33 protein-coding genes are annotated in these 25,375 nt (G+C 62.4%); 3 read left to right on the forward strand and 30 right to left on the reverse strand.

Going from position 1 to position 25,375, the window contains the following annotated elements; all coding sequences use genetic code 11:
• Window positions 1–110: 110 nt before the first annotated feature.
• From HPY55_06545 to HPY55_06615, 15 genes are all read right to left on the reverse strand, one after another.
• Window positions 111–584, reverse strand: a complete 474-nt coding sequence (locus tag HPY55_06545) for a hypothetical protein (GenBank protein NPV70289.1) — start codon at window positions 582–584, stop codon at window positions 111–113.
• Window positions 585–595: 11 nt separating this feature from the next.
• Complete coding sequence (locus HPY55_06550) at window positions 596–1,534, reverse strand: hypothetical protein (protein ID NPV70290.1); 939 nt, start codon at window positions 1,532–1,534, stop codon at window positions 596–598.
• A 15-nt stretch (window positions 1,535–1,549) separates the two neighbouring features.
• Window positions 1,550–2,008 carry a hypothetical protein gene (locus tag HPY55_06555; protein ID NPV70291.1) on the reverse strand — a complete coding sequence of 153 codons (459 nt, stop codon included), beginning with the start codon at window positions 2,006–2,008 and terminating at the stop codon, window positions 1,550–1,552.
• 4 nt (window positions 2,009–2,012) lie between these two features.
• Complete coding sequence (locus tag HPY55_06560; GenBank protein NPV70292.1) at window positions 2,013–2,444, reverse strand: HK97 gp10 family phage protein; 432 nt, start codon at window positions 2,442–2,444, stop codon at window positions 2,013–2,015.
• On the reverse strand, window positions 2,441–2,848 hold the full coding sequence (locus tag HPY55_06565) for a hypothetical protein (protein ID NPV70293.1): 408 nt from the start codon (window positions 2,846–2,848) through the stop codon (window positions 2,441–2,443). Before HPY55_06565 ends, HPY55_06560 begins: the two co-directional genes overlap by 4 nt.
• A gap of 3 nt (window positions 2,849–2,851) precedes the next feature.
• Complete coding sequence (locus HPY55_06570; GenBank protein NPV70294.1) at window positions 2,852–3,109, reverse strand: hypothetical protein; 258 nt, start codon at window positions 3,107–3,109, stop codon at window positions 2,852–2,854.
• Window positions 3,110–3,149: 40 nt separating this feature from the next.
• Complete coding sequence (locus HPY55_06575; GenBank protein ID NPV70295.1) at window positions 3,150–4,319, reverse strand: phage major capsid protein; 1,170 nt, start codon at window positions 4,317–4,319, stop codon at window positions 3,150–3,152.
• Between the two features lie 65 nt (window positions 4,320–4,384).
• Window positions 4,385–5,665: a hypothetical protein gene (locus HPY55_06580; GenBank protein ID NPV70296.1), complete on the reverse strand. Its 1,281-nt coding sequence runs from the start codon at window positions 5,663–5,665 to the stop codon at window positions 4,385–4,387.
• A 13-nt stretch (window positions 5,666–5,678) separates the two neighbouring features.
• Entirely contained in the window at window positions 5,679–6,518 is an 840-nt protein-coding gene (locus HPY55_06585; protein NPV70297.1) for a minor capsid protein, read from the reverse strand.
• Complete coding sequence (locus HPY55_06590; GenBank protein NPV70298.1) at window positions 6,515–7,948, reverse strand: phage portal protein; 1,434 nt, start codon at window positions 7,946–7,948, stop codon at window positions 6,515–6,517. Before HPY55_06590 ends, HPY55_06585 begins: the two co-directional genes overlap by 4 nt.
• A gap of 117 nt (window positions 7,949–8,065) precedes the next feature.
• Window positions 8,066–9,349, reverse strand: coding sequence for a hypothetical protein (locus HPY55_06595; protein NPV70299.1), 1,284 nt, complete (start codon window positions 9,347–9,349; stop codon window positions 8,066–8,068).
• Entirely contained in the window at window positions 9,339–9,878 is a 540-nt protein-coding gene (locus HPY55_06600; GenBank protein ID NPV70300.1) for a DUF3486 family protein, read from the reverse strand. Before HPY55_06600 ends, HPY55_06595 begins: the two co-directional genes overlap by 11 nt.
• Before the next feature lie 2 nt (window positions 9,879–9,880).
• Window positions 9,881–10,189, reverse strand: coding sequence for a hypothetical protein (locus HPY55_06605; protein NPV70301.1), 309 nt, complete (start codon window positions 10,187–10,189; stop codon window positions 9,881–9,883).
• The gene (locus HPY55_06610) at window positions 10,180–10,527 is read right to left on the reverse strand and encodes a hypothetical protein (GenBank protein ID NPV70302.1); all 348 of its coding nucleotides are present in this window, start codon (window positions 10,525–10,527) and stop codon (window positions 10,180–10,182) included. Before HPY55_06610 ends, HPY55_06605 begins: the two co-directional genes overlap by 10 nt.
• A gap of 167 nt (window positions 10,528–10,694) precedes the next feature.
• Window positions 10,695–10,832, reverse strand: a complete 138-nt coding sequence (locus tag HPY55_06615) for a hypothetical protein (protein ID NPV70303.1) — start codon at window positions 10,830–10,832, stop codon at window positions 10,695–10,697.
• A gap of 251 nt (window positions 10,833–11,083) precedes the next feature.
• On the opposite strand from HPY55_06615, the gene HPY55_06620 reads away from it, so the two are divergent.
• Window positions 11,084–11,449 carry a hypothetical protein gene (locus tag HPY55_06620; GenBank protein NPV70304.1) on the forward strand — a complete coding sequence of 122 codons (366 nt, stop codon included), beginning with the start codon at window positions 11,084–11,086 and terminating at the stop codon, window positions 11,447–11,449.
• Window positions 11,450–11,990: 541 nt separating this feature from the next.
• Here the strand turns inward: HPY55_06620 and HPY55_06625 are convergent.
• The 12 genes from HPY55_06625 to HPY55_06680 all read right to left on the reverse strand — a co-directional run bounded on the left by HPY55_06625 (window position 11,991) and on the right by HPY55_06680 (window position 19,192).
• The gene (locus tag HPY55_06625; protein ID NPV70305.1) at window positions 11,991–12,494 is read right to left on the reverse strand and encodes a hypothetical protein; all 504 of its coding nucleotides are present in this window, start codon (window positions 12,492–12,494) and stop codon (window positions 11,991–11,993) included.
• 18 nt (window positions 12,495–12,512) lie between these two features.
• Window positions 12,513–12,734 carry a hypothetical protein gene (locus HPY55_06630; GenBank protein ID NPV70306.1) on the reverse strand — a complete coding sequence of 74 codons (222 nt, stop codon included), beginning with the start codon at window positions 12,732–12,734 and terminating at the stop codon, window positions 12,513–12,515.
• Window positions 12,712–13,170: a DUF1018 domain-containing protein gene (locus HPY55_06635; protein NPV70307.1), complete on the reverse strand. Its 459-nt coding sequence runs from the start codon at window positions 13,168–13,170 to the stop codon at window positions 12,712–12,714. The genes HPY55_06630 and HPY55_06635 overlap by 23 nt, the downstream gene beginning before the upstream one ends.
• Entirely contained in the window at window positions 13,118–13,417 is a 300-nt protein-coding gene (locus HPY55_06640; GenBank protein NPV70308.1) for a hypothetical protein, read from the reverse strand. The genes HPY55_06635 and HPY55_06640 overlap by 53 nt, the downstream gene beginning before the upstream one ends.
• Window positions 13,418–13,550: 133 nt before the next feature.
• Window positions 13,551–14,048, reverse strand: a complete 498-nt coding sequence (locus HPY55_06645) for a host-nuclease inhibitor protein Gam (GenBank protein NPV70309.1) — start codon at window positions 14,046–14,048, stop codon at window positions 13,551–13,553.
• Complete coding sequence (locus HPY55_06650; GenBank protein NPV70310.1) at window positions 14,035–14,493, reverse strand: hypothetical protein; 459 nt, start codon at window positions 14,491–14,493, stop codon at window positions 14,035–14,037. The genes HPY55_06645 and HPY55_06650 overlap by 14 nt, the downstream gene beginning before the upstream one ends.
• Window positions 14,494–14,625: 132 nt before the next feature.
• Window positions 14,626–14,892, reverse strand: a complete 267-nt coding sequence (locus HPY55_06655; GenBank protein ID NPV70311.1) for a hypothetical protein — start codon at window positions 14,890–14,892, stop codon at window positions 14,626–14,628.
• On the reverse strand, window positions 14,889–15,299 hold the full coding sequence (locus tag HPY55_06660; protein NPV70312.1) for a hypothetical protein: 411 nt from the start codon (window positions 15,297–15,299) through the stop codon (window positions 14,889–14,891). Before HPY55_06660 ends, HPY55_06655 begins: the two co-directional genes overlap by 4 nt.
• Window positions 15,300–15,561: 262 nt before the next feature.
• Window positions 15,562–16,539 carry an AAA family ATPase gene (locus HPY55_06665; protein ID NPV70313.1) on the reverse strand — a complete coding sequence of 326 codons (978 nt, stop codon included), beginning with the start codon at window positions 16,537–16,539 and terminating at the stop codon, window positions 15,562–15,564.
• 14 nt (window positions 16,540–16,553) lie between these two features.
• Window positions 16,554–18,446 carry a DDE-type integrase/transposase/recombinase gene (locus tag HPY55_06670; protein NPV70314.1) on the reverse strand — a complete coding sequence of 631 codons (1,893 nt, stop codon included), beginning with the start codon at window positions 18,444–18,446 and terminating at the stop codon, window positions 16,554–16,556.
• Window positions 18,443–18,787 carry a hypothetical protein gene (locus HPY55_06675; protein NPV70315.1) on the reverse strand — a complete coding sequence of 115 codons (345 nt, stop codon included), beginning with the start codon at window positions 18,785–18,787 and terminating at the stop codon, window positions 18,443–18,445. Before HPY55_06675 ends, HPY55_06670 begins: the two co-directional genes overlap by 4 nt.
• A 171-nt stretch (window positions 18,788–18,958) precedes the next feature.
• Window positions 18,959–19,192, reverse strand: a complete 234-nt coding sequence (locus HPY55_06680; GenBank protein ID NPV70316.1) for a hypothetical protein — start codon at window positions 19,190–19,192, stop codon at window positions 18,959–18,961.
• Window positions 19,193–19,330: 138 nt separating this feature from the next.
• Here HPY55_06680 and HPY55_06685 point away from each other — a divergent pair, with 138 nt between their 5' ends.
• Window positions 19,331–19,960, forward strand: coding sequence for a helix-turn-helix domain-containing protein (locus HPY55_06685; protein NPV70317.1), 630 nt, complete (start codon window positions 19,331–19,333; stop codon window positions 19,958–19,960).
• 1 nt (window position 19,961) lies between these two features.
• Here the strand turns inward: HPY55_06685 and HPY55_06690 are convergent, their stop codons facing one another.
• Window positions 19,962–20,225 carry a hypothetical protein gene (locus HPY55_06690; protein ID NPV70318.1) on the reverse strand — a complete coding sequence of 88 codons (264 nt, stop codon included), beginning with the start codon at window positions 20,223–20,225 and terminating at the stop codon, window positions 19,962–19,964.
• 844 nt (window positions 20,226–21,069) lie between these two features.
• Here HPY55_06690 and HPY55_06695 point away from each other — a divergent pair.
• On the forward strand, window positions 21,070–21,960 hold the full coding sequence (locus HPY55_06695) for a radical SAM protein (GenBank protein NPV70319.1): 891 nt from the start codon (window positions 21,070–21,072) through the stop codon (window positions 21,958–21,960).
• A gap of 67 nt (window positions 21,961–22,027) precedes the next feature.
• Here the strand turns inward: HPY55_06695 and trxA are convergent, their stop codons facing one another.
• Both trxA and HPY55_06705 read right to left on the reverse strand, forming a co-directional pair.
• Window positions 22,028–22,360 (reverse strand): thioredoxin, encoded by a 333-nt coding sequence (gene trxA / locus HPY55_06700; protein ID NPV70320.1) that lies wholly within the window; start codon window positions 22,358–22,360, stop codon window positions 22,028–22,030.
• A gap of 1,453 nt (window positions 22,361–23,813) precedes the next feature.
• Window positions 23,814–25,232, reverse strand: a complete 1,419-nt coding sequence (locus HPY55_06705; protein NPV70321.1) for an MATE family efflux transporter — start codon at window positions 25,230–25,232, stop codon at window positions 23,814–23,816.
• Between the last annotated feature and the right edge of the window lie 143 nt (window positions 25,233–25,375).

Below are 25,375 nucleotides of genomic sequence, written 5' to 3' on the forward strand. Positions count from 1 at the left end.
TCGCGATTTGCTTCGCTACCTGCTCATGCTTCCAGGCCCAGCCTTTCAGCAGGATCCGGCGCTGCAACGGGGTCAACTCTGCGGCCGTAGACGCCAGCGGCATCCCCAACTCACTGAGGATCAGCGACTCCTGGACCACTGCTGACGCCGCGAAAGGTATCCTCCTCGGCTGCCTCCTGGGCTGCCACCTTGGGACTTGAGACCTGGATACCCGAGATCCGGTAGACGGTCTTGGCTAAGTCGGCTACCCATCCCGGGGGCCAGGCCGCAGCGATCTCCGCCTCGGTCCATTTGTCATCGCTGACTATGGCCCTGGCGACAGCCTTTCGGGCAGCCAGCGCCTGGCTCTCGGTGATCTTGCTCAGGTCGCCCTTGACGAGGTTCTCTCCATCCTTCCGGGCGGCAGTGGGGTCTCCGGAAAGCTCGAGTCCGCCGGCGAGGAGCCCCCGAATGTCATGGGACTCTCCATCGGAGAGAGGACGGACCTGGACCGTCACCTTATCGCCGGTCGCCGGGTGCACGAGCTCGACCGTCTCGATATGCTTGATACCCCCCAAGAAAGCCTTTGTAAGTCTGTTCGTCATGTCATACCCTCCTACACAGCATCATACCTGGCCTGGTCGTTTGTGAGCGTCGCCTCTATGGGTCCATCTCCCGCGGTGGTTACGAGGGCGCGGAGGCTGCCCTTCTGGACGATCCTGTCACGCCCCGCAAGGGGCTGCCCCATGGCCGTGTACACGCACCTGGCTAATTCGATGACCAGCGACGTGCCAAAGTTAAGGGACAGCGGAAACTCAGTCAGGGTGGTGGACGTGGGTCCGGTGGCCGTGCCCCAGAATCGCTCAAGTTCGGCGGAGTCGATGAAGGACAGAGTGAGATCACCCGTTACCTCCAGGGCCCCGCGGTACCCGCGCCTGGCGAACCTGGACCCCACTGTCCTTCCGGACTTCAGGTCCGCGTTGTTCTTGATGGACAACTTCAGATCCTCGACCCTGGCCGACGCGTCAACCGAGTCTATCTCCGCGGTCACCTGATGGGGAGCGAATATGTTGCCCTCGCTCCAGGCAATCGCCCCGGCGAGCGCTGCCTTCTCATCCTTGGAGGCGAGGATGCCGAGGGTGGCCTTCACGAACTCCGCGCCGACTTCTATCTGGAGGGAGTCCAAGACGCACCCGGCGAACACATGCTCGAAGATGTCCTTGCCGAGCCTCACGGTGAATGGCGTGAGCAGCGGCGCCCTGCTCGGCGTGAACACGTGCGTGTAAGGCCCGGTACCGGTGGTCTCGTTCGCGCCCAGGAGCCACTTCAGGATCCATCCGGCCACGACGTCGTCGAGGGCGACGACCAGATCGCCGTCCATGACGTATGGCGCGGGGGCCACCTGGCGGTCAAGACCGGAGGCGCCTGGCCAGAAGAGCGCCTGATCTCCCGGGCTGTCAAGGCTACTCGACTCCGGATCCACGGTGACCGCGCCAGCCACCGCAGTGCCGTGCACCGCTTCCTCTCCCAGTTTCGCGTAACGCAGATAATTCATGCTGTTCCCTCCTGTTTACTCGCGCCGGCGCACTATGGCGTTGAACACGGCGGCCGCCGCGAAGGTGTTCTCCGAGAGCTGGTCGCCGTAGGACTGATCGAAACGAGCGGGCTTAAAGTCATGAACGGTGTTCCCGAGGAGCCTGTCCTCCAGCAGGACGGTGTACGCGCGCGCGGCCAGGTTGTTGGCCGCCTTCTGACCCTCCTCCGGGTCCGTGTTGCTTACGAGTGCAACGATGATGTACTCGATTTTGTGGACGTTCGTCGTCCCGCCGGCGCTCTCGATGTTGTCAGGACTGGGAAATACCCACAATGATGGCGGTCTAACCTTGCTCGTGCGCACCCTATCCCCTCGCACGATATGAAGGACATCGCTAAGAGCGCCTCCCGCCTGGCGGGCAGCCTCCAGGCGGTCCAGGATCGCCTGTATTATCTGCTCAAGATGCTGGTCCAGCGGGGTCTCAACGGTCTGCACTCTATCACCCCAGAGAGGCGCTTACCGCGCGCCCCACAAACTCGTCTATCCGTTTCTCAGTGCGGGAGATCGCCCGGTCTATGTACGGGTTTGCCTCAGTGCCCGGGTGCCTTACCCGCTTGGCGAATATGACCTGATTGCCGACCACAAACCGGAGAGACTTGGCGTTCCTGGGCCGGATCTCGTGCGGCTTCGACCCCTGGTTGACGGCCAGGGCATAGGAGACCGCGCTCCGGATCCGCCAGTCCAGATCGTCCACCTGTTCGATTTCCCAGGAGCCGGCCAACCGGCCATGTCTCACTGGAGCCTCCTCACGGATGTTGCCCCAGAGGTCGAGGGCCATCATCCGGAAGGCGCCGCCCAGGGCCCCCATGACCTTCTCCCTGAGGGCCCCGAGCTCGGACAGATCGATTTCGATGCCAAAATCAAGGCTCATAGCGTCTCCTCGTCGGGCTGGCCAACCAGGTAAAGCCCGATCCTGCTGCGCTTCTTGAACGGGGCCAGATCCCTCCGGAGCGCGGGCGTAAAGACGTCGTCTCCGCTTATCTGGATCTCGAACTGGCCCATCTGCACGACCGGGCTCCTTCTCCGCTGCAGGGAGACCGCGACCATGTTAGCCACCAGGCGGACGGCGACATGCTTGACGCCGCGAGGGACTTCCGGAATTGTCCCGGCCGCGACCTCGGCGTCGAAGTCCCTGCGGGTCTCCGCGTCAATAAGCGCCTTGGCGTCTTCGAGCCAACCGCCAATGAGCGTCTCCAGGGCGGCCTGGTCAGCGCACTCCAGGTCCTCGGGCTTGACGCCTGTTATCGCGATTACCTCCGCCTGGCTGCCGTACATGCTCTACTCCTTGCCGGTGTCGTCGCCGGCCTTCTCGTCGGTTGGTTCACTGGCCGCCTGAGCCTTGGCAGGCCCGCGCTGACCCTTCCCCTTGACCGCGGGCTTCTCGGGGACCGGGCGAACCTCGAGGCGGACAACAGCCTTGAGCGCGCGGTACTCGGTATCCGTGACATCAAGGGTGGTCTCCGACTTCGGCGGGAACTGCTTGCCGAGCCTGAAGACCGGCCGCTTCTCGTCCTTGTTCCTGACGGTCACTTTCACGCCGCTTACCTCCCGGTTGAGTCGCCTATGCTAGAGATGCCTAAACCCTGGGCGGGACCTCGTAGCCGGAGGCCACGACCGCGCCGTCCTCCTCCTCGTAGTTCGCGCCGGCCCTGAGGGACGCGACGAAGTCGGTCTGGAGGAGCTTGGCCTCGCGCTCGGGCTCAATCCTGACATCCCGGTAGACGCCGTAGGCCATGTTATCCGGATGGGCGAGGAGAGCCTTGCCAGCGGGCACTGAAGCGCAGGCCCTGATGGGCACGCCCTTGAATGCGAGCGGCGCCGAAGCCTGCTGCGCCTGGTCCCCGAGAGCCGTGCCGCGCGCGCGGAGCTTGTCGCGGTATGCGTTCTCGGTTGCCCACGGTACCCAGAACCGAAGCTGAGACGGGTCGGCCTTGTACTGCTCCGGAAGAGCCGAGAGCATCGCGTCAAACATGTCCTCCACGTCGTAGAGGTTGAAGTCGGGGAGCTCGGTGATCTCCACGACGGCCTCGCCCACGTAGTGAGCATGCTTGAGCTCCGAGGTGAACGTGAGGACCGCGCCAGCGACGCCCTGGATCTTGGCGTACTCGCGAGTGAGCCCCGCGCCGATCCGGACGAAGTCGTCCGCCGCGAAGTTGGCCGCGTCGGCGACTGTCATCTGCCTATCGCCCTTGGCGGTAGCCACGGCCACGGTCGAGTTCCCGCCGCCGACCTTGTCGGTGACCGCACCGCTCACGGCGTTGCCCGCGAGCTTCAGCCACCCGTCGAACTGCGCGAGGAAGGTGTCGCCCGAGCCTGTGTCACCCTGGAAGCAGACTTCCTGCAGATCCACACCGCAACGGTTGCCGATGAGCTCGTTCAGGCTGTCGGCGAAGTCGGCCTTCTCGATGTTGTCCTCCATCGTGGAGTCCTTGACTCCGACTACGGCCATGAACTCTTTTGCGACGATCTGGTTGGTGCCGATGGTCGGCTTTCTGTCCTCCGGGGCAACGCCCGCTGCGGGCGGTACCTGAAGGATCCTTGACCCGAACCCGATGCGGTCGATGTCCGCCGTATGCGACTTCATGTCGAGCCGGCGGCATTCGGCCAGTGCGACGGCCTTGGCCTCCATCGCCCGCACGAACTTCTGCTGTTTCTCGGGCTGGAGGACGGCCGATCCAAGGTCAGCCACCGTTATCGCCTTGATTGCGGCGTTGACCTTGGCCAGCAACTCTTCAGCAGTGTACATGCGCTTGATACCTCCATTGGGCCATCTGGCCCGATTCTCAGTGCCGATACCTCCGAGCCGGAACCCTAGCGAATCTTGCGGCCGAACCCGTCACGGTCTGGGGCCGCGGACTTCTTCGCCCCGCCGGCAGCGTCGCCAGTGACGCCGCCGTCCTGGCCTACGAGACCCTTTGTCGCCGGCGTGATGAGCCTTGACAGCTCATCGACCTTTGCCGAGAGCTCCTTGAGCGGGTCGTCCTGAGACTTCCCTGCGGCGCCGGCGTTCCCGGCCGCCCCAGCGGTACCCGCAGCGGCGCCATCCTGGCCGGCGGGCTTCCCTGCGGCCTCAACCGCCTTGAGCCTGTCGTCCAACGGCTTCAGGGCGGCCTCGACTGCCTGCTGAACCATGGTCTGGACCGTCTGCTGGACCGTCGCTTGAACGGTCTGCTGCACGAGCGCCTTGATTTCATCCGGAGTCACTGTCTCTACCTCCCCTGTGGACTTCTCTGCTCTTTCCGCTTCCGCGTCGGCGAGCAGCTCACCGATCAACCGGGCCGCCTCCTGCAGTTTCGAAAAGTCCTTGTCGCTGTACTTGCGGCCCGCCTTCGACGCGCCGGTACCCACCACGGCCGCGACCGCCTTCGTTATCCTGGCGAGCAGGCCGTCCTTTCCGGTCTCCTCCTGATGCTTCACGGCGATCCATTTTGCCTTGGGTACCGCCGGGGTCTTGACCAGCGACACGTGCGTCGCGATCCAGTCCGGACCGAGGTCCCTGAGAAGCACCCGTTTTGGCTGTGGCTGTGCGCCCGCCTTGGTGGCTCTCGACTGGGGCACTCCCATCACGCTGAATCCGGTCAACTCTCCGGATTCGACCCGCGCCCAGGTGGCGTCATCATTCACCTTGACGCCGAGCATCCACGACCCCTTGGGCACCAGGTAGTTGCCGAAGGTGAGGTCCATCGGCGTTATGTACGACTGGCAGGGCTTCCCGACGTTGTTGAGGCTGTGGATGACATCCACATTGCCATAGTCGGTGAGCCACGTCTCCGCGACCTCCGCTATCTTCTCGGCGGTGACGGTCTCGCCATCGGTGTCCGGCTCGCCCGGTACCAGCACCGGTCCGTAGACTTTCCGCTGCGCCGCGTCCTTGTGGACGATGGGGCCGGCAAGGGCGGCGCCCTGGGCGGGTACCCACTTCCCGTCCACGAGCTGGTATCCCATCTCGGCCACCGCTGCCCAGGCCGCCTTCTCGGCGACCGCGGGTTCGACCCCCTCCGGGATCCCGTTCGCAACCTCCAGCCACAGCGCCTGGATGTCGCCCGGGAGCGACCGCGCGCTATCGGGGAGCTTGTCCGCCGCGAATCTCATCGCATCTGCCTCCTCATGGCACGTAGGGGGTGGAGGTGATTACCTCGCCCGCCCCGGGTATGTACGGCCTCTGCCTGCACCGGCAGTTGATCCACTCCTCAATCGGGCCTGACCGGTCGCCCGGGTACATGAGCCCGTTGGGATAAGGCTCGTCCATCCGCATGACCACGCCGTGGAGCATGATGTGGGCGCTCCGGACATCGTCATCGACTGCCGTGAGCCACTGCTTGTACTCCACGCCGTAGTCGCGCATCGTCGTGTTTGCCGCCTCGTTCTGGTAACCGTTTATCTCAGTCCGCGCAATCGCGGTCAGCCGGTTCTCTCGGAGTCCCTGGAAGACCTCGGCGAGTTTGTCCGCCGCCTCGTCGATCCCCAGCCCTTCCCGCACGATGCGCTGGAACATCTCTCCCGCGTCACCTTTCAGCCGCTCCATAGTGGCCTTGGAGCCCTGGAATACGTAGTCCTGGAACTTCTCAAGGACCATCGAGTTGAAGTCCCCAAACCGGATCCGCATCCCGGCCTTGGCTAGCTCCTGCTGAACAGAACGCCTCGCGGAACCCGCCACTCCCAGCGCCTCTTCGACCATCGCGTCCGGCGCCTTCCGTTCGAGGTCGGCCACCAGGTCGGCGGCCATGCTCTCCCTCTCCGCCGATCCCGCCGGCATCCCTCGCCGCTTGACCTCGGCAATGACCTTCTCCGCGCCTTTCTGGAACAACGCCTGGAGCCTCCGGGCCAGGCGCTTCTCGGCTTCGTCGGCCCAACGCGCCTTCTCAGCCCAGGGAGGCATCGCGCCCTGCTCCACCAGGAACGCGACCACCCTGGCGTCTACCTTCACCGCCACGTCGCGCCTCATGACGCCTTCACCGCGGCGACCAGGTCCCGGTGGAGCCCCTTGATAGCGTCGAGAAGAGCCGCCGGCGACTGTCCCGTGATGGGCTGGCCGTTGAGGTAGTAGGCGTCCATGGCCGGGTCCGCCACCCTCTGCTTACCCAGTCGCTCCCGGACGTCATTGGGGCTGAATACAGCGATTCTGCAGTAGCCCTCGCTCATCTTGAGGTCGTGTTCCTCATCGGCGGTGTCTATCTCGTTGAGTTTCCACTCCCACGACCTGGCCCCAAAGCATCCCCATACCACGTGCCTGTTGAACCGCGTCTCGAGTGTCTCCTGGCGCGGGCGGATCACGCTGTTCTTGTATATCTCGGTCGTGCCCTTTACGTTGCTGCCGCCCAGATTGCCCGTCTCGCTAATACCCATGCGGTAGGGGGGGACCCCATGGGCAGCCAGGATCTCGTCGCGGTTATCCTGCCGGTAGAGCCGGAACGAAACGTCCCGCATCTCGACGTCCAATTTCTCGAACTTGATGTTCACCGTCTGGCCCTGCGACGTCTGGGCGGTCAATACCAGGGTGGAATGCGGGTTCCCCTTGACCTTATGCTCAAAGAAGTCCTGAATGGTGCGCTCCGTCTCTTCGTCCAGGTCCGCGCCCTCGACCACCACGGCATATGCCGGGATGGCATGATTCTCAAAGAATTTGAGCGTATAGTCCCGCCTGTATGCGTCGCCGAGAAGCACTCCCAATGCGGGGAGGACGTCGGGGACGCCGTAATAGGCGCTCTTGCTCGTGTAGTTCAGGAAGTGGATTACCTCGCTGGCCCGCCTCTCGAACGGAATAGACCCGAGCGCCGCGAAGGCGCCGGTATACATGTCCACGTCATACGGTACCCCGAACCGCTTGAACCACCGGCGCTGGTTCTCGACAATCTGGCAGTAGCGCATACGGTCCCTATGGACCCTCATCGTGTGCGCCGGCAGGTGAGCCAGGCCCGTGGCCGGCCCGTCGGCAAAGACGCGGAGCACCTCCAGATCGCCATTGCCGCACGCCTCATAGTCCACCATGACATGGTCCAGGATCTCGACGAGCGCCAGTTCGGGATGCGGCTCGTCGAGAAACGACTTCAGGGCCGCGATCTCAGTCTCTGGAGCGTCGTCGAGTCGCGGCCTGAGCGTCCAGCCAAGGCCGGCGGTGTCCCGGGCCTTGGTCTTGACCGCCCGCATGTGATATGTGTTCGCTTCGAGCAGGTCCACGAGCGTTTCGAGGTTATGGGGAGGGGCGACGAGGCCAAGCTCACCATATAGGCCGGTGAACCGGTCGGCCGCGAGTTGCTTCGATTCCGACGGGCTGCCCTTGACGGCATACTGCTCCAGGACGTCGGCCCGGATGACCTTGCCGTCGCTCAGGACATATGCCTTGACCGCGCTCTGCTTCTCGGCCGCTTTCGGCATCCCATACCCTCCGCGTTACTATAGCGTTACTTCGCGTTACTGGGGCGTTACTAGGCGTTACTGGCCCGCCCCTGGTATCTCTGTACCCCCCGAACGCTCCTGGGGCTTTCTAGAGCCTCAGAAGGCCACGGCCTTCACCTTGGGAGGCTTCGCCCGCTGCGCCTGGTCGGCCGCGTGGAGCGTGAGAGCCTTTGCCCAGAACCTGTCCGCGTGGCCGTCCTCGTCGCGCTCGGAGTCATACCGCACGTTTCCTGCCGACGTTGTCATCTTCCGGACCTTGTGAAGATCCTGCCGGATCTGCTTGTCTATGGGTACCCGCGTCCTCTTGTCCTCGAAGACGCGGAGCATCGTTATCGCCATGTCGCCCTTCACGGCCGGCGAGAACTCGACACACTCAACGCGGTACCGCCCGAAGTCCTCCTGGGCCTCCTCCGCGAGCTGCGCGCCGATGCCGGTCGAGTCGATGCAGGCCCTGATTATCCGCGGCATCCTCAGGAAGCCGTAGAGCTCATCGCGCTGGATCCTGAAGCGGGTCTTCGGCATCTCCACTACTGCCCGGGTCCAGAAGATATCTCCAACCAGTTCGTCCAGCCAGATGACCGAGAGGTCGCGCTTCCGGCCTATGTCCATCCCGAGATAGAGAGGCCCCGCCGGTTCGAACCCCATAGGCAGCGCCTTCGTGGCTGCCTCGTGCTCACAGGCGGCGATAAGGTCATATGTCAGTAGCGCCGTTGCCTCGTCGATGAACTTGCATTCGTATTCCTGAGCCCAGTCGTCTTCACACTCAATGCCAGCGCGCAGTTCCTCGATGTTGACGTCCAGGCCCTCAGCCACCGCCTGGTAGATATCGACCTGGTGCTTGGACCACTTGCCTGACGTATCAGTGCACAGGTCATAGAACTTGTTGTTCTTGCCTTGCGGCGTTGAGATAACCCGGATCTTGTAGCCCCTCGTGATGACGGGGAAGAGCGCAGTCCATATCTTCCTGCTGTCTTGGTGGAAAGCGAACTCGTCCAAAACGACGTTTCCCGAGAAGCCGCGGGCGGTGTCCGGGTTCGCCGGCAGGCCGATAATCTTAGACCCGTTCGGGAACCTAATCTCCAGAAGCTTGAAGTCCCGGTCGTCCACGGTGAAGGCGGACTCAAGGACGTCCAGGACATAGCCAACGGCCCGGGCGTGCTGCTGACACTTCTCCATGAGTTCCTTGCTCTGTCGCTCGCCGCGGCTGAGCAGAACCCATGTCGTGCGGTGTTCCAGACCGTCAAGGACCACTTCGAGGGCGACCGCGAAACTGAAGCCGGTCTGCCTCGCCTTATTGGCGATCTTGAACCTTGACTGGTCCTGTACCCAGCGCTGCTGGTAAGGGAGCAGCGGGATCGCCGGCGTCACGCTAGCTGGCAAGCCCATAGATCTGCTCCCGGATGTACTTGATGGTTTCGGGGTCGAGCCCGGCCGCGGCGGCCTTCTTCTCGACGTCCTGGGCGACCCTCTTAGCCTTCTCGCGGATCTCTTGCTTCAGCTTCTCCCTGGCGACGCCGCTCCGCTCCAGTTGTGCGAGGGCCTTCATGGCCTCCACGATCTTGAGGTTGAGACCACTTGGCCCCTTGTCGAGGCTTGCCATCATAGCCTCCATGATGAGCTGCATCGCCAGTTGCGAGGCCGCCTCGCCCATAGCGACCTCCGGGTCAGCGGCGGCCTGGTCGATGATGGCCTTGGCCTGATCCCGAGCGATCCGCAGCCTTTCGAGCCTGGCAAGCCAGTGCTTGCCGTAGCGGCCTACCGCGGACTTACTGACTGGATGCCCCATCTGGGCCAGCCACTCCGCGATCTCTCGGTAGGTATAACCCTCCGTGAGCCGCTGATTGACCGCCTCAGTGACCTCCTGGGGCAGGTCAGTCACGATTTTGGAGTGCCGGCGCCGATCGCTCATAGTCAACACACCACCGGCAGGAGGATCCCAGGATCCGCCGGGATGTTGCGCTCAAGCAGATCGATACCTTTTGCGGTGCAGTAGACAATCGTCCGCGATATTCCGAGGCGTTCGCTGTTCTGCTCCTCAACGCGGACGTAACCCTTCTCCTCCAAATACTCGATGTCTGCCTTCAACGCGGCAGGTGACGACATGAATTGGTTCTCCTGGAGAGTGATCTGCAGCAACTGCTCACTGCAGCCGTGGGGGTAGTTGATCTGACATACGCGCAGCACGAAACCGCGCAATTCGCGGGAGTCACTCAGTCGCATCTCGCGCCCTCCTTGCCCCTCAGCTCCGCCACGAGCCTGCTGGTGTTAGTGACCTCTCGCATCACCAAATCCATCTTTCTATCCAGCCCTGCGACGGCGCGCAGAAAGTCATCCCGCATGACAAACTTCTCAGGTAGCGTAGCCTTGAGATTTGACAGGTCCTTTGCCAGGCCATCGATCGTGTCATCCTGTTTCTGCTGCCCTCTCTCGAATGACAGCTTGAAATCCCGCAGGAGGTAGCCGATTACCGAGGCGGCAGCAATCAACAGCGCCATTAGTACCACGATGATGAGCGGATAGAGCGAACTCGGCGCGGCTGCCAGGATATCGCGGGCCATGTACTCACCCCTTTGCGTTAAGGAGCAGGGATCTCTCCACTTCCATTATGGGTCGATTCATCAGGTCTGTTGGCTGCGGATTATTCGGACACCTGCGCCGGAATTCTCGCTGCTTACAGGCCGATTTATGATTGGATTTCGGCGCTGCCGTGTCTCCAAACGACTCCTCAATGTTGTCCGCTAACTCTGTCTTTGCTCCTGGGCAGGAATAGCCGGCACATCTCGCAGGTCCCGGCAATCAGCACGAGCCCCACAGTCCAGGCCATCGCGATCAGGATGATCCAACCCGCGATCTCCTTCTGCATAGCCACCCTCCTTCTGACTAATCTGATGGGCGGGAGCCGGTCCTACCCCGGCCTGCCGTCTCACGACGGCGTTCCCGCGGTTACTAACGGAGTCATCGCCGCTCTTCTGCTCCCGCAGCGCATTCAAGCGTGCTCCGACTTTCCCGCGGCACTACGCGGGTCATCTCGCCACGCCGCCCCGCCCAAAACGACTACACACAAACCGTCTGACTGAGCCATTGAATGAGAGAATCACCGGATTCGAGAATGGCATGAGCCCAGCAGTGAACGGGACTCCTATCGCCAGGCCGTGGGTTACCGACTACGGCGGTGGTCTTGCCGCGGCCAACTGCATAACCCCAGTCGGCGTGAGCGTCACTGCCCGCCGGCAGCAGCAACACGGCCACATCGCAGCGGTCAATCGCTCGTTTGTTGTCGAACACGGCATCCCTGAACTCCTGGCGTGTGATGTAATCACGATAGACATGCTGTGCAGGATCGAACTGCTCCGGGAATGCCTCTGGAGGGAGTTCAGGAGTCGTGCGGCACCTGGCGTCCGTGAAGTCGAAGACCTCATGGCCGGCTTCTCGAAGAGCCTCCGCAAGCGCCCGCACCTCGTGGCGGTTTTTCCACGATGACAGAATGGCTACGTTCGTACCATCACCCCATTATCTTGGGCGGGCCCCGGCCGACTCCAACCCGCCCGCACTCGCCGATACCTGGATCCGGTCATGCTGGTCTATCTCCCCATGGCCCAGGAGCGGATGCTCCCTGGGACCCCCTCGGATCGACCGGGTACAGCGCGTCATCGGGGGTCCCTCTGCCCGTGCTATCACGTCAGCGCGGCGCCGCCGTCAAGCCTTCACCGGCAAACCGCCCCAACCGCCCCCAGTCGCGGACGGCACCGCCTCATCCGGGTTGTCAGTTGTGTTCCGTTTCCGCGCACCTGCACTCCTTGTCCGATGCGCCACACTCGCAACGAGCCCACTCACCACCGCACTCGGGACAGACGCCCCTCGTGCCATGGCAGGGCGGATCATTGCAGCACATGAAGTGCACTGGTCTGCTCCGCCGCTCGAACACCATCTCTGCACGAACATCCGGATCGTCATCGAGATACCTGTCCATGTGTCACTCCTCTGAGACGAATCGTTCGACAATTGGAAGGGGCTGACAGGTTCATGCCGAACTGATTGCATTGGGCGCCGGTTCGGGGGTCTCGCCGGGAGCGGGCGGGGCCCCCATCTCATCCACCCGGTAGCGCTCCGCTTTCTGGGCCCAGACGACCGCATCCACGCGTTCGAAGTCCTCTGCGGCATGCGCCAAGTCGAACGACGCCATGACGTGCTGGTGGCGGTCTAGATCCTGGACAGGCCCAAACCCCCAACTGACTGGCGAAAGCGGACGGGCAAACCCCTCATAGCGTTGGATGTAGAGGCTCTCTATCGTCTTGGGGTCGACCCACGCCTGATCTGCGATGGTTCGATGTTCCGGAGGGCAGTAGATGTTGAGCCGACGGACCTCGACCCACCCCTCGATGGGCCCCAGGGAATAGTGCAGTCCGAGCAGGTCGAGGTAGCCCTCGCACTGGACCGGCTGGATATGGTCCGCCCGGCCGGGGGCTGGACTGGCCGCTAACGTCGGTTCTGGGATGGGAAGGCTCATTTGGTTGGGGCTACGCATTGACGTACACCTTCGTCATCACTCCACCTTCGCCCCGATCTCTTTCAAACCGCGCCTGGCCGCGTAAGCGTCCAGGGCGCACTCGGCCTCGACCCTGTCCTCATAGACCGGCACCGCTTTGACTCGCTGGAGACGGCCGTTGGCCTTCCGCTTGAACGCTCCCCACCATCGCCCGTCGCTTATGCCATCGTGCACGAATACCTCGCGCCCGTCCTTGTCAATGAACCGTTTGTCTGGCATTGCCGGCCCTCCGATCGGTCTCCTGTCTCACCAGCGACTTCAGCCCCTCAATCACTGATGCTGCCTTGTCCCGCGTCAGCCACTCGATGCTGTCCGTGCCGGCGTACTTCTGGAGGAACCCCTGGAGCCGCTTGGGATCTTCCCAACCGAGCCGCGACGTCAGCGACTCTATGTAGCGTCTTTGCGGCCTCGTGGCCAACGGGATGTGACGGGGAAGCCGGTTGGGCCCCACGTCGTGCACGATGACGGATCGTGGCGGCTCCAACCGGTCCATCAAGTGCTCAATTACGAAGTGGGCCTGGCGCCTGGTGAGTTCAGAGATATGGTCGCGGCCGGTCATCTCCCTGACCAGGGCGTGAAGGAGGTCACTGTCAAAGCCCAGTTCACGCGCCGTAACCCATATCTTCTTGAGTTGGCCTTTCGTTACGCTCGCCATCCCACTGCCCCTTCAGTATCGTTATCCCAATCCACCAGCCACCCTCGAACGCCAGGATCGCGACGCGGCTACTGCCGCGGAGTCTCAGCGAATACTTGCCGTCTTTCTGTCGGCGCGGCCGGCGGCGAGCCAGGGAGTTGCGGATCCAGGCCGCCTGCTGGCGATATCTTGCCGGGCCGAACCTCTCCGCGCAGGCATCCATATAATGGTCGGTAAGCACCGCCCGAACATTGGCCGAGCGTCCCATAGCGAGACCTCCCGTCAAGGCAGAAGTCCGCGAGCCCGCGCGATTACCAGTTCGAAGAAAAGGAGTCCGAGAAACCAACCGCAGCAGGAGGCCACCACGAGTTCAGCCAGGGAATACCGGCGCCCTCCCATGTCTAGACCTCCTTCAGGGCCTCACGCTTTATCTCGTACCAGAAGACTTCATCCGTCTTCCGCTTCGCGCCGACAGCCTCGATGGTCGCGTCGTCGTACTTCTTGAGTTCCTCTTTCATGATGCTCTCCGTGGTCTTGATGCACTCCAGGAGGCCCCTGGCCTTCAGGGCCGCGATGGTTGCCTTCACCTTCTTGATGACCACCTGGGTCGACCGACGCAGTCCGACGGTCCCGAAGTTCAACTCGCGCGACTTCCCCGCCAGGCCCTCCTTGTTCGCCTCAACGAACTCGCGCAGGAGATGTCCGAGGAGGTCACGACGGTCCATCATGGGCTTGGCCTTCCTGGCCGTCTCGTCTTTCATCTCGGCGATCCGGCGGTTAAGGTCTCCCTCCAGCGCCTCGATCTGGATCTCGATCAGCCCGACTTCCCTGAGCGCCTGGTCCACGTCCTCCCAGGTCTTAAGGGCAGGGGCGTCGAACCGGACTCTACCCTTTGCCACCTGACACCCTCCCTCCGGATTGCACATCCACCACCAGACGCTGCCCGTCCCTGTAGCACGGATACTCACCGGCAGTGATGGCCCGATCTGACAGCCATGCCACCAGGAGCCGCCCGCCTACTGAGCAGGTCCGGTCCGGACTGATACTCAGCCGATAGCGCCCGTGCTCGGCCGGCTGGATCACCAGCCTGCGCGCCGCGCCCTCGTACCCAATATCAAGGCGCATTCTCTCGCCGCCGATCTCCCTGAGCAGCGCCGCCGCCGCCTTGTTCAACCGCAGTTTGCCTTTTAGCGAAACCACGGGCCTGGCCGCCGATGGGCTACGCCGGCAGTTTGGGCACCACTCGACGTCGCCAGGCTTGTACACACGAACAGGGGAGGAGGGCCCCTCCGCTCGGAGGTCGCATCCGGTCCCCCGCGCGAACTTGGAATACACCCGCTTCATCTCACGCGTGACCTCCCGAAATAGTCTCGGAGTGTTACCTTATCCCGCTTGCGCCTCACTCGCAGCGCCCAGCAGCCGAAATCCTTCCGATGGTAGACGCCTCGATGGGACCGCCCAAGCATGTCCGCGACTTCAATAATGGCTTCTCTGCAGGTACTGACCACGTAGTAGTTGCCACCCAAGCCTACGTATAGGGTTGCTTTGGGCGTAACCATGCTCGCCAGCACGCTCATCAAGCACCTCTCCAGTTCGCACGGTCTTGAGGATGTGCTGCAGCCGGGACTCTGCGGCCTTGATTTCGTAGATCGCCGCATTGATGAGGTCCTCTCCTTCGGCGCAGTTGAACCGGTTTTCCGCTGCTTCCCGGTCCGCAATAGCCTTCACGATCTCTGGATTCACTGCGAATCACCGTCCCACGAATCAAACACAAACCGTATCTGTTCCGACCTCGACCTCCGGAGACCCAGGCGGGCCGCGGCCGCATCAAACGTCCTCGCCACGACTGCGGTCTCGCGCACGCGGGCCCATAGGTGACGGCTGCACGCGTCGGCTTCTTCCTGGTTTGTCGGGATGAAGAAGCCCGATGGGGGTTCGACCGTCGACCCAACGAGAACGCCGGATACGCGGAGGTCATGGATGCATGAGCGGACATACCGCTCGGGGAGTCTCAGCGCCCGGGCAAGCCCCTTCGCCCCCACGGCGCGCTTCCGGCCGCGGGCCCGCGCCTGGAGGTACCCGAGCACGGTGCCGTGGTCCATCGTCAACGCTGGGGCGGTCTTGCCGGCGTGTTTCACTGAGCCACCCAACCGGGATCCCCCTTTCGTGGCTTATGCGCGCGTCTGGACGGCGCTGGGGGTCTCTGCCTTCTCCCGCGCTCAACGCCTCGCATGTACTCGACGAATGCGCGTTCGGATGGGGTGAGTCCAGGCTTGACAGGCTTATCGCGCTGAGTCACTGGCATCGACCGTCCCTCCAGTTGCCTCCATCCTGGCCGCCTGGTGGCGGCGCCGGCCGAGGACTTCGCACCGGTCTTCTCCGATGGCTTGGGCCGGTTGTCCGGCCCGGGGACTATCTGAGCGTCAACCCGTCGGCCGCCTCGACCATGTCCCGCGTGACATATCCTCCCTTCGCCTGGGCAACCGCCAGGGAGCGAGAGAGAAGGGTCGTCAGCCGGCGCATGCCGCCCTGGGCGTGATTGGTGGCCACCGTCACCAGGAGATCGCGCGCCCCGTCGGTCAGCGGGTAATCGGCCAGGATGGTGGCGGCCTCGTCGCGGCTGAGGCCGCGCAGCTCCCGGATGTACCCGACGCGGGAGTATAGCTGCGCCAGGTTCTCCTTGAGGGACGGGCCCTTCACCAGGAGGGCCTTCAGCCTGGGCATGCCCACGAGGACAATCGCGATGTGCGCCTGGTCATGCAGCGCCCGAAGGATCTCCATCTTCCGGACCGTGTACGACACGAGGATGTCTGCCTCGTCGATGATAATCATCTTGGGGTCCTGCTGGAGCCTCGCAACGATTCGTCTCAGCATGGGCCTGAGAGAGCCGGACTGCTCGACTCCGACAGCAGCCGCGATCTCCTCGACCAGGCTCTTCGCGGTCATGGTCACGTCGGCGGATATGTAGATGATGTCCTGGTGGGTGTCGCAGAACTGCTTCAGCGCGCTGGTCTTGCCCGCGCCGCTGTGCCCAATGACAACACCGATGGCCTTCTCGGCCTGGCATGCTTCGCAGACCCCGATCACCCGCCGGGCATCCTCTGTCCAGACCCAGTCCACCGAGGTCTTCATGGATCGGAGCAGGCGCTCCTGAACGGGCGGGGTCTCCTCTTTGGGGGTCGCCATGATCCGGTCCCTGAGCGCCAGGACCGCCACCCCGATCTGCTCTGAATCCTTCCTGCCGTGGAGGAATTGGGAAATCGCTGGCCTGCTATAACCTAACTTCCGCGCGACCTCGCTAACCTGGATGCCGTGGTTCTCGACCTGGTCCTTCAGCCATTCCCTCGCAACACCCTGAATGCCGATGTCCGTCGCCGCCGTTGCTCCCATCTTCAGCACCCCTTTCAGTGTTTGTTGGCCTCAGCCCGACGAATCGCACGCTCGGCGTAGGCCATAATCAACTCGTCCGCCATGTCACGGCCCTTCCTGGCCCTCGCCGGCGCGATATCAATAGGCAACCGGCTGCGCCCCGCGCGCTCCAGGCCGGTGAGCCGTGTCACCTTCGAACCCTTGTCCACGACTGGACCACAGAGAGCCGTCGCGCCGGCGTCCTGGGCCACGGCCACGATGTCCTCAAGGCCCCGGCGGTATCCCTCGATCTCCTTGCGGATCCGCCGTATCTCAGCCCGCTGCATCCTGCAGTGTTTCGCCAGTTGTTCCTCGGTCGCGTTCATGGAGAGCAGCTCATTGCAGGTGGCGGTGCAGAGATACTGCCTGCCCTCAAAGACCAGGAGTTCGCCGATCCGGTTCGGGTCGAAACGTATTACTAACTCGCGGCCCACGTGGTTGGCCAGCTCGTCCGCCCAGAAGACATGATTGAATCTGCGTATGCCCTGCGGGTAGACGGCAGCCCGATCGGTCTTCATTAACAGAACGTCCAGAGCGCGGGCGTCAGGCATATCCTCGCGGGCTTTCTTTGTCGTCTCGTATGCCTGCAGTGGGGGCATGTGAAGTTCCGAGTGGATCCTGACATGATAGTCCGTGCTGAGCCACTTCCCAAACGACTCCACGACCTCGGGAAGGGTGACGAGTTCGCCCTTGGCGTCCATCTCCTTGATTCTGGCGTCGTTGTTGCAAGCCGGTCGCTCCTTGGGATTGCCCCCCAGGAAGCCTGGTTGGAAGCGCGAGAATCGCTCCTTGACCGTCCCGAAGAAGCGTTCGATTGCCTTCGCCTCTGGGTAGTAAGATTTGCAGTGATGTACCTCGATGTCGAGCATGGAGAAAACCCCATCGAGGTCGTTAAGCCTGTGGCTCTTATAGTCGTTGCCGTTGTCCATATATGCGCAGGCTGGCAATCCGCTGAAGGGAACTCCAGGCTTTGCGAGAACCCCATGCCGGAATGCCATGCATATCGTCTCGGACGACGGTTGCAGGTTGATACACCAGCCGACTATGACCCTGCTCCGAAGATCCATCCAGGCGGTGAGCGAAGGCCGGATAATACGTCCGCCGTAGCTTACAGGAAAGTCAAACTCGTGATGGTCACCGACCCACCACTCATTGACCGCGAGGTCATCATAGGTGCGCCGGCATTTCGGCATGCACTTGTGCTTATATGCTTCTTCGCCCTCGCGGCCCATCACCATGAGTGGCTTGGGCTGGCTGGCGACAAAGCGGAATACCGTGGCTCGGCTGGCGATCGGCCAGCCTCGTTCTTGCGCTTCCTTTATATACTGCTCATACACCCACTGGATGGGGGGTTGCAGTTCCTGGAGTGCGTGGCCCAGGATGAACTTGCGCGCCTCTTCGGTCAGGGTACGGGCCCCGTGTCCCGGTCTGTCAGGGAGGTTGGGCAGCATGGCTATGAACCCGCCTTCCTCATATTCGCTTATCCACCGGTAGAGAGTCGCCAGACTTATCCCCGCCTGGGCGGCCAGGGCGGCCTTACCCTCCCGGCCGGTGCTCATCGCTATCTTCACGGTCCGCTCGCGCTGGAGGGCCTCTCCGATCACCTGGTCCCCCAGGCGGTCCTTGTACTCCGCGAGGTTGACGGTCCGGATCGGCTTCGGCTCAGGGTCGCGGCCACCGTTCAGGTACCGCGCGCGGATCGGTTCGGGCAAGCTCGAGAGTGCGATCTCGTATCGCTTGCCACTTGAGCCGCCGCGCCCCAGGGCGCTCCGGACTTCGAATTCACCCAGCCGTCGTTGAATCGTCCATCTGCTCCATCCGAGGAGCCGGGCCACTTCTTCGGTTGGCAGCCAGGCATCGGATTGTCTCGGATTGCCGGACTCGGTCATGCCCTCTCCCTCATGTGCTGCAAGAACTCGCGAATTGCCCGCTCCTTTTGAGTGAGCTCGCGCTTGGTCTGATCGATGCGGCCGATCTCCGCCAGCAAGGCTTCCTCGCTTTCGAGGACATAACAAGAGACGAGCTCCGCCATGAGACGCAAAATCTCACTGGAGCCCGTCACCTTGAGAAACGCCGGCAGGTACTCGGCGGGGAATCGATGGAACTCTTTACTCTCGGCAGTCCAGGAATCCAGTTGAGCCTTGGTGATCTCGGCGCCCACGAGTTCGCTCATGCGGGCGGCCGCCTCGTACCGGCTGAAGGGGCATTCTTTGAGGGCCTGGCTAAGCATCTCCCGGAGTCTGCTGGAGATATTAAAACTACCGGGGGCGCTGTGGCCGCAGGCCGCCAGGTGGCGGGCCCGGACTACGTCAAAAAGACTCATCTGCGCAGACGACGGCTTGCCTAAAACCCGTGTCCTCCTAGACATTGCCACCCTCACCTCGGACGACTATAATCGGAGTTAAGATGTTGACTTAGCGGATCGCCCACGAGAGGCGGCCGGGCCGAACACCTGCTCGACGGTCAGGCCCAGCCGCCTGGCGATGGCCAGCCTGATCCTGTCGTTGCACCGGTATGAGGGAGACCGGCGCAGGACTTGGCTGACCGCGCTTAGGGTGACGCCGCACTCATCCGCGATCTCGGCGAAGGGTATGCCGCGCCGGATGAGTTCGGCTTTGATTTCGTTCTTGGACATTGGCCGGGACTCGCTGCGAGTCACGGAGCGACACCTCCATGTCTATCCTACAACCCAATATAGACTATCCATAGAGGGCATGTCAAGTACATGAATGGGTACAGTACCCAATGATATGTGAGAGGGGGGTGATGGGAAGTGACTCAGGATCTGCGCGACCGCTTACGCGAGGCATTGACGAGAGCAGGTTTAACCCAGAAGGAACTCGCGGAGAGGGTTGGCATTCAACCTTCCTCTATATACAACATCAGCAAGGGTAAGAATGCATCGGAGCTACTGATCCGCGCAATGGCCCGCGAACTCGGTATAAGCCCTGACTGGCTACGCGATGGCACCGGGATACCTGAAGTGCCGGTCGGCAGCGCCCTCCTGGATGTCATCAAGAGGTATGGGCTGGAGGCGACGACTCAGGCTTTCGAGGCACTCGTGAAGCCTCGGGTTTCGGTGCGCGGCGTCTTCGAGCCCGATATCGTCACAATGACTGAGCAGTTGAAGGCTCTATGGATAGCAGCAGACGAGGATACCCGGACGTGGATCAAAGTGCAGTTTAGGAAAGCCTTCGGCGACAGCCTTCCGCCATTGGGGCCAGGCACGCACAGGGACTATATGATGCCTGTAGTACATAGACGGCTCGACCGGCTGCCACCGGGCGATCTGGCGCGAGTGGCCGAGGGTGCTGAGGGATACGAGGCGACAGTGGTACCTAACAAGGCCGACGGGTCCCCATCCGGCGACCTCAAGAAAGAAGGGCAAGAAAGTGGGGTCTGAGTCAGCCAGTGAGGTCGGCCATCACCTGATATATCACCTCTCCGAGGATAGTCGTGTCTCTGTGATCCAGGCCGATCCTATATATAGTGGAAGCTAAATCGAGGACCTCGTGTAGAAACGCGGATTCTTGCAGCGATTTCGGCCATCCGGAGTTTACGACGATCTCACCATCCAGCAATGAACTGCGGCTCCCAGACTCCGGTGGTAGCTCTGCGAGGTGGACGGTGAATACATGCCCCCCAATCTTGACATCTGGAGGCAGCATTCTGATTCACCCCAGTATGCGTAGGTGCATATCTTCGCTGAGTTTTTATGCAATGAGCGCCCATCTTCTGGGTGCCGGAGTGCACCCAATGACTTTATGGGCACATTCAGCCCTGGCCGCCGTCTCCATGCCTGCTACATGCCTATATTCCTGCTCCGCCGTCTCTCGTAACCATACCCCTCCCCCCGTATCACCGGGCTGCACCCAATCGCCCTGTCACCGTCCGTTACTCAGTGCCAACACCTACCACGCCGATCTCAACATCCACCTGGCCGAATACTCCAGTAACGCCCGGGTAACGCTCCGGCCCTCTCTCCCTCTAATGTCGTCCGCTCTGCCCGAGAGTTCCCTTTTTTTCGTCACTCTCATGAGATCCTGCACCCAATGCCAAGTAGCTGGCACTTCCCGATCTCTCCATATGTCCCGCTCAAACCCTCAAAATCTCGGGTTGTCCCGCTTTCTATCAGGTACCCCCATTCTCATTCCGTGTGAGACTTGACATTCATCCTTGCTGGCATCAGCATTGGGATTTGAGCCCCCATAAAGGACCGCGTAGGACGACCCGGCGCAGTTGGGTTGCCCGTGCAGTCTTAGAATCGTACAATGAGAGTGGGCGCCGCACATGGTGAAAGTGTGTCAGTATGCAATTAGGTCTTGATCCAAGTGTACTCCAAGATCGTTTGGGCCGGAACACACATGAAGTCGGTCAAGACCCCGGGTCGTCATGAGCGACGTCCGCTGGCTCTGCGAGAAAGGATACGCAACTGTATGTTGAGTGTGGCGGACTGAGGCCGGCCTCATACTTCATCCTGGGGGGTCTTACCTTACGCGGCTGAGCGCTGGCATGCTGAAATCTTGCAGGTTGTGCCCGAGACGCTGCGGGGTCGACCGCACGCAAGGGCAGGTGGGATTCTGCGGGGAGGGCGAACTCCCGCGCGTGGCCAAGGCGTGCCTTCACCACTGGGAGGAACCGTGCATAAGCGGGACCGCGGGGTCGGGCACGGTGTTCTTCTCGGGCTGCAACATGCGGTGCGTATTCTGCCAGAACCACCCCATCAGCCAGGGCGGTGCGGGGATCGAGGTCAGCGTCGACAGGCTCGGGGATATCGCCGCGCGGCTGTTGAGCATGAATCCGCACAACCTCAACCTCGTCTCGCCCTCGCACTTCCTCCCCCAGGTCGCGGAGATGCTTTCCCGCATCCGGCGCCGGCATCAAGTCACGGTGATCTGGAACTCGAACGGCTACGAATGCGTGGATGCCATTCGCCGCCTCGACGGCCTGGTTGACGTCTACCTGCCGGACTTCAAGTACTTCGACGACGGGCCGGCCGTGCGACTTTCATCCGCCCCCGGGTACTTCGAGGCGGCCACCGCCGCGATAGCGGAGATGCTGAGGCAGGCCGGAGAGCCGCGGTTCGACGCGGACGGGATCGTCAGGCGCGGGCTGATCGTCCGGCACCTCGTCATCCCCGGCCATACCCGCGACTCCCTGATGGTGCTGAGATGGATCGCGGACAACCTGCCACGCGGGGTCTACGTGAGCCTGATGGCGCAGTACGCCCCGATGAACCGCGCGAGGGAGTTTCCCGGGGTAGATCGCGCCCTCACGCAGGAAGAGTACGACGAGGTGGTCGACGAGTTCTTCAGGCTAGGCCTCGAAAACGGCTACTGCCAGGAGACCTCGTCGGCCACCCAGGAATATACCCCCGCCTTTGACCTGGAGGGGATAACGTAGGTCTTCCTCAGTGCCGCCGGCTGCCGGCAGCGCCCGGCGGCGGCGCAATTCCAGCAGTCTGTGGCGGTTACGCCGTCGGGGCCAACGAGTCAATTCTGCGCTCGAGTTCCTGCTTCGACACCACGCCGACCATCTGCGACACAGGCTTCCCGTCCTTGAAGATGAGCAGCGTAGGTATGCTCATTATCCCGTACTTCCTCGCGAGCGCGGGGTGCTCGTCGACGTTCACCTTACCCACCTTCACCTGGCCGTCGTACTTCCCGGCCACCTGATCGACCGTGGGACCCATCATCCTGCAGGGCATACACCATGACGCCCAGAAATCCACGAGCGCGACGCCTGCGCCCTGCAGGATCTCCTGTTCGAAGTTGTGGAGCCCGAGTTCCAAGGTCCTCGACATGTTCGTTCCCTCCGTTCGGTGTGCGCCACCGGGGCCCTCCGGCCCGCGGTTGGCCTGATACCATACCAGGGTATCCTACTACGAGTATAGCGCTGAGTGCTTCGCCTGTAAATAGGGGTCTCGCAGAAGGAAAACGATACTCCGGCCCAATAGTATAGGTAATCCAGAGCCGGTTATCAGAGGCCGGCGAAATGGGGCCGGGCCGCTCGAGCCCGACCGTACCGAGGCGAGCGAGCAATTGGTGTCGAACGAATCCCCACAACCCGCACAGAGACCCAGCGCCTTTTCGGCGTTCAAGCACCGCGACTACACGCTCTACTGGTTCGGGATGTGCATTTCCACCATCGGCACGTGGATGCAGGTGGTCGGCCAATCGTGGCTCGTCCTGGAGCTGACCGATTCGGCATTCCTCCTCGGGCTGCAGACCGCGTTGCAGAATATACCAGTTGTGATCCTGTCGCTCCCCGCGGGATGCATCGCGGACCACGTATCGAAGCGCCGGATCCTCGTTGTCGCCCAATCCGTGATGATGGTGTGCGCGTTCGTCCTGTCTGCCGTGACCTACCTCGGACGCGTGGAGTTCTGGCACGTGGCGGTGCTTTCATTCATAACGGGTGCGGCGACGGCGTTCGACGTCCCCACGAGGCAGTCTTTGATGATCCAGCTCGTGGGGCGCGACGACCTGATGAGCGCCATATCCCTCAACTCAGCGATGTTCAACGTGGCGCGGACGCTGGGTCCGGCCCTGGCGGGACTTGTGCTGGCAACGTACGGTGCGGCAACCGCTTTCCTCTTCAACGGGATTAGCTTCCTGGCGATCATCTTCGCGCTGCTGATAATGAGGTCATCGGAAATCGCGACGGTAAACACGGGGAAGGGATGGGCTCAGGACCTGCGAAACGACATCCTGGAGGGCGTGCGATTCATAACCTCCAGCCCGGTCCCACTGTTCGCGATATCCGCACTGTTCCTGGTGAGCGTGTTCGCGTTCAACTTCCAGGTGCTCACGCCGATAATCGCAAAGCAGGTGCTCGGGGAGGGCGCGTCCGGATACGGCATGCTCATGTCGGCACTGGGGGCGGGAGCGCTGGTTGCGGCGCTGATCATGTCGTACCTGAGCCACAGGGGACCGCTGCCATCCATGATGATAGCGGGGGCTTTCGCGGCTCCACTTACGCTTACCGCGATTGGGTTCGCTAATTCGCTCCCTGCGGCCATGGGCCTCATGGCCGTCTACGGCTGGTGGATGATAGCGTTCGTATCGCACGCGAACAGCCTGCTGCAATACAACACCCCCGATCACCTGCGGGGGCGCGTGATGGGGATATACTCCATTGTGCTGCTGGGTTCCGCCCCGGCGGGCGCGCTTTACGTGGGAGCTGTATCGGGGTTCCTGGGCGGAAGGGCCGGATGCTTCGCCGCAGCCTCCGGGGGTTTCGTGTCCGCCACGCTGCTAGTACTCTGGGTCCGCCGGAGAAGCATGTTCTCGCGGTCTGACAGCGATGGCCTTCTTCCTCCAACCACCCCTGAGGTAGTAAGACCATGCCAGGACCATACCGACGACCTGGCCGGCGGCGACAGATAGCCATATTCCCGAGCTGCCGAGGGACGGAAGCCTCGACAGCACCCAGGCGAGCGGGACCCTGACCAGCCACAGGGCCGCGAGGCTGTTGAACATCGTCGGCACGGTGTCGCCGGCCCCGCGCAGCGCACCGTTCGCCACAAACATCAACGCGAATGGTATGTAGCTCGCTCCGACTATCCTCAGGTAGTTGCTGCCGACCGTAAGCACTTCCCGGTCCTGTGTGAAAAGCGCGAGGAGGAGAGTCGGCCTTATAAGCGCCACGACTGCGACCGCGGCGGCGATGGACGCCGCGAGGATGCTGGCGACCCGCACCGTCTCTCCCACCCTGTCGAACCGCCCGGCCCCGATGTTCTGCCCGACCATTGTGGACACCGCGAGCGAGATCGACATCGACGGCATCAGGGCGAACTGGTCGAGCCGCGTGCCGGCGCCGAACGCCGCGAGCACGGACGAGCCGAACGAGTTGACTACCCCCATGACAGCCATCGCGCTCAGGGCCACCAGCGTCTGCTGAGCGCCCGACGGCAGCCCGATCCTGAGGATCAGCCTGATTATGCCGCGATCTATGACCCAGCCGTCGCCGCACGGGTCACCACTGAGTGAGACGGGATACCCCAGCCTGCCGAGCCGCCTCAACAACAGGTAGACGGAGAACGCCTGCGAAATTACCGTGGCCCAAGCGGCCCCGGCCACCCTCATCTCCGGGAACGGAAACACCCCGAATATCATGAGGGGATCGAGTATCATGTTGAGGACCGTCGCATAAGCGAGCACCTCGACAGGCGACCGCGAATCCCCGAGGCCCCGGTAAATCGCACCCAGCACGTTGTAGAGGAACGTGAACGTGAGTCCCGCGGAGTAGATCCACAGGTAGCCCGCCGCCATGGGCATCACGTCGGGCGGCGTGTTTACGAGGCGCAGGAGCGGCCGGTGCACCACGACACCGATCACGGATGTCACCGCCCCAAGCACCCCGAGGAAAGCTATCGACGTATACACCGTACGCCGGACCATTGCCGTGTTGCCGGCGCCGAAATGCTGCGACACGAGTACAGTCGTGGCCATGGATAGCCCGACGGCAAGCGAAATGAGCGTGAAGACGATCGGGAAACTCAAGGACACCGCGCCGAGAGCGCCCGCTCCAAGAAACCGGCCTACCCAGATACTGTCAACGGTGTTGTAGAGCGCCTGCAGGAGGTTGCCCAGGAAGAGCGGGGCCGAGAAGGTCAGAAGGTGCCGCATGATGCTTCCGCTGGTGAAATCGGTGATTGTGCGTTCCCTCGACACTGGCACACCCCTCTGTGAAATTGACAAATACCTTTTCCCATTATATCACCAACCTGCCGCTCAAACCCCCGTTCGTTTGGGGGGGGAGGGGGGGGCCGCGCAGTCGCAACGCCGGGCCGAGGTTCATATTATGTTGTAACAGC

This window comes from Bacillota bacterium (genome assembly GCA_013178305.1).
GTDB lineage: Bacteria > Bacillota > Sulfobacillia > JABLXB01 > JABLXB01 > JABLXB01.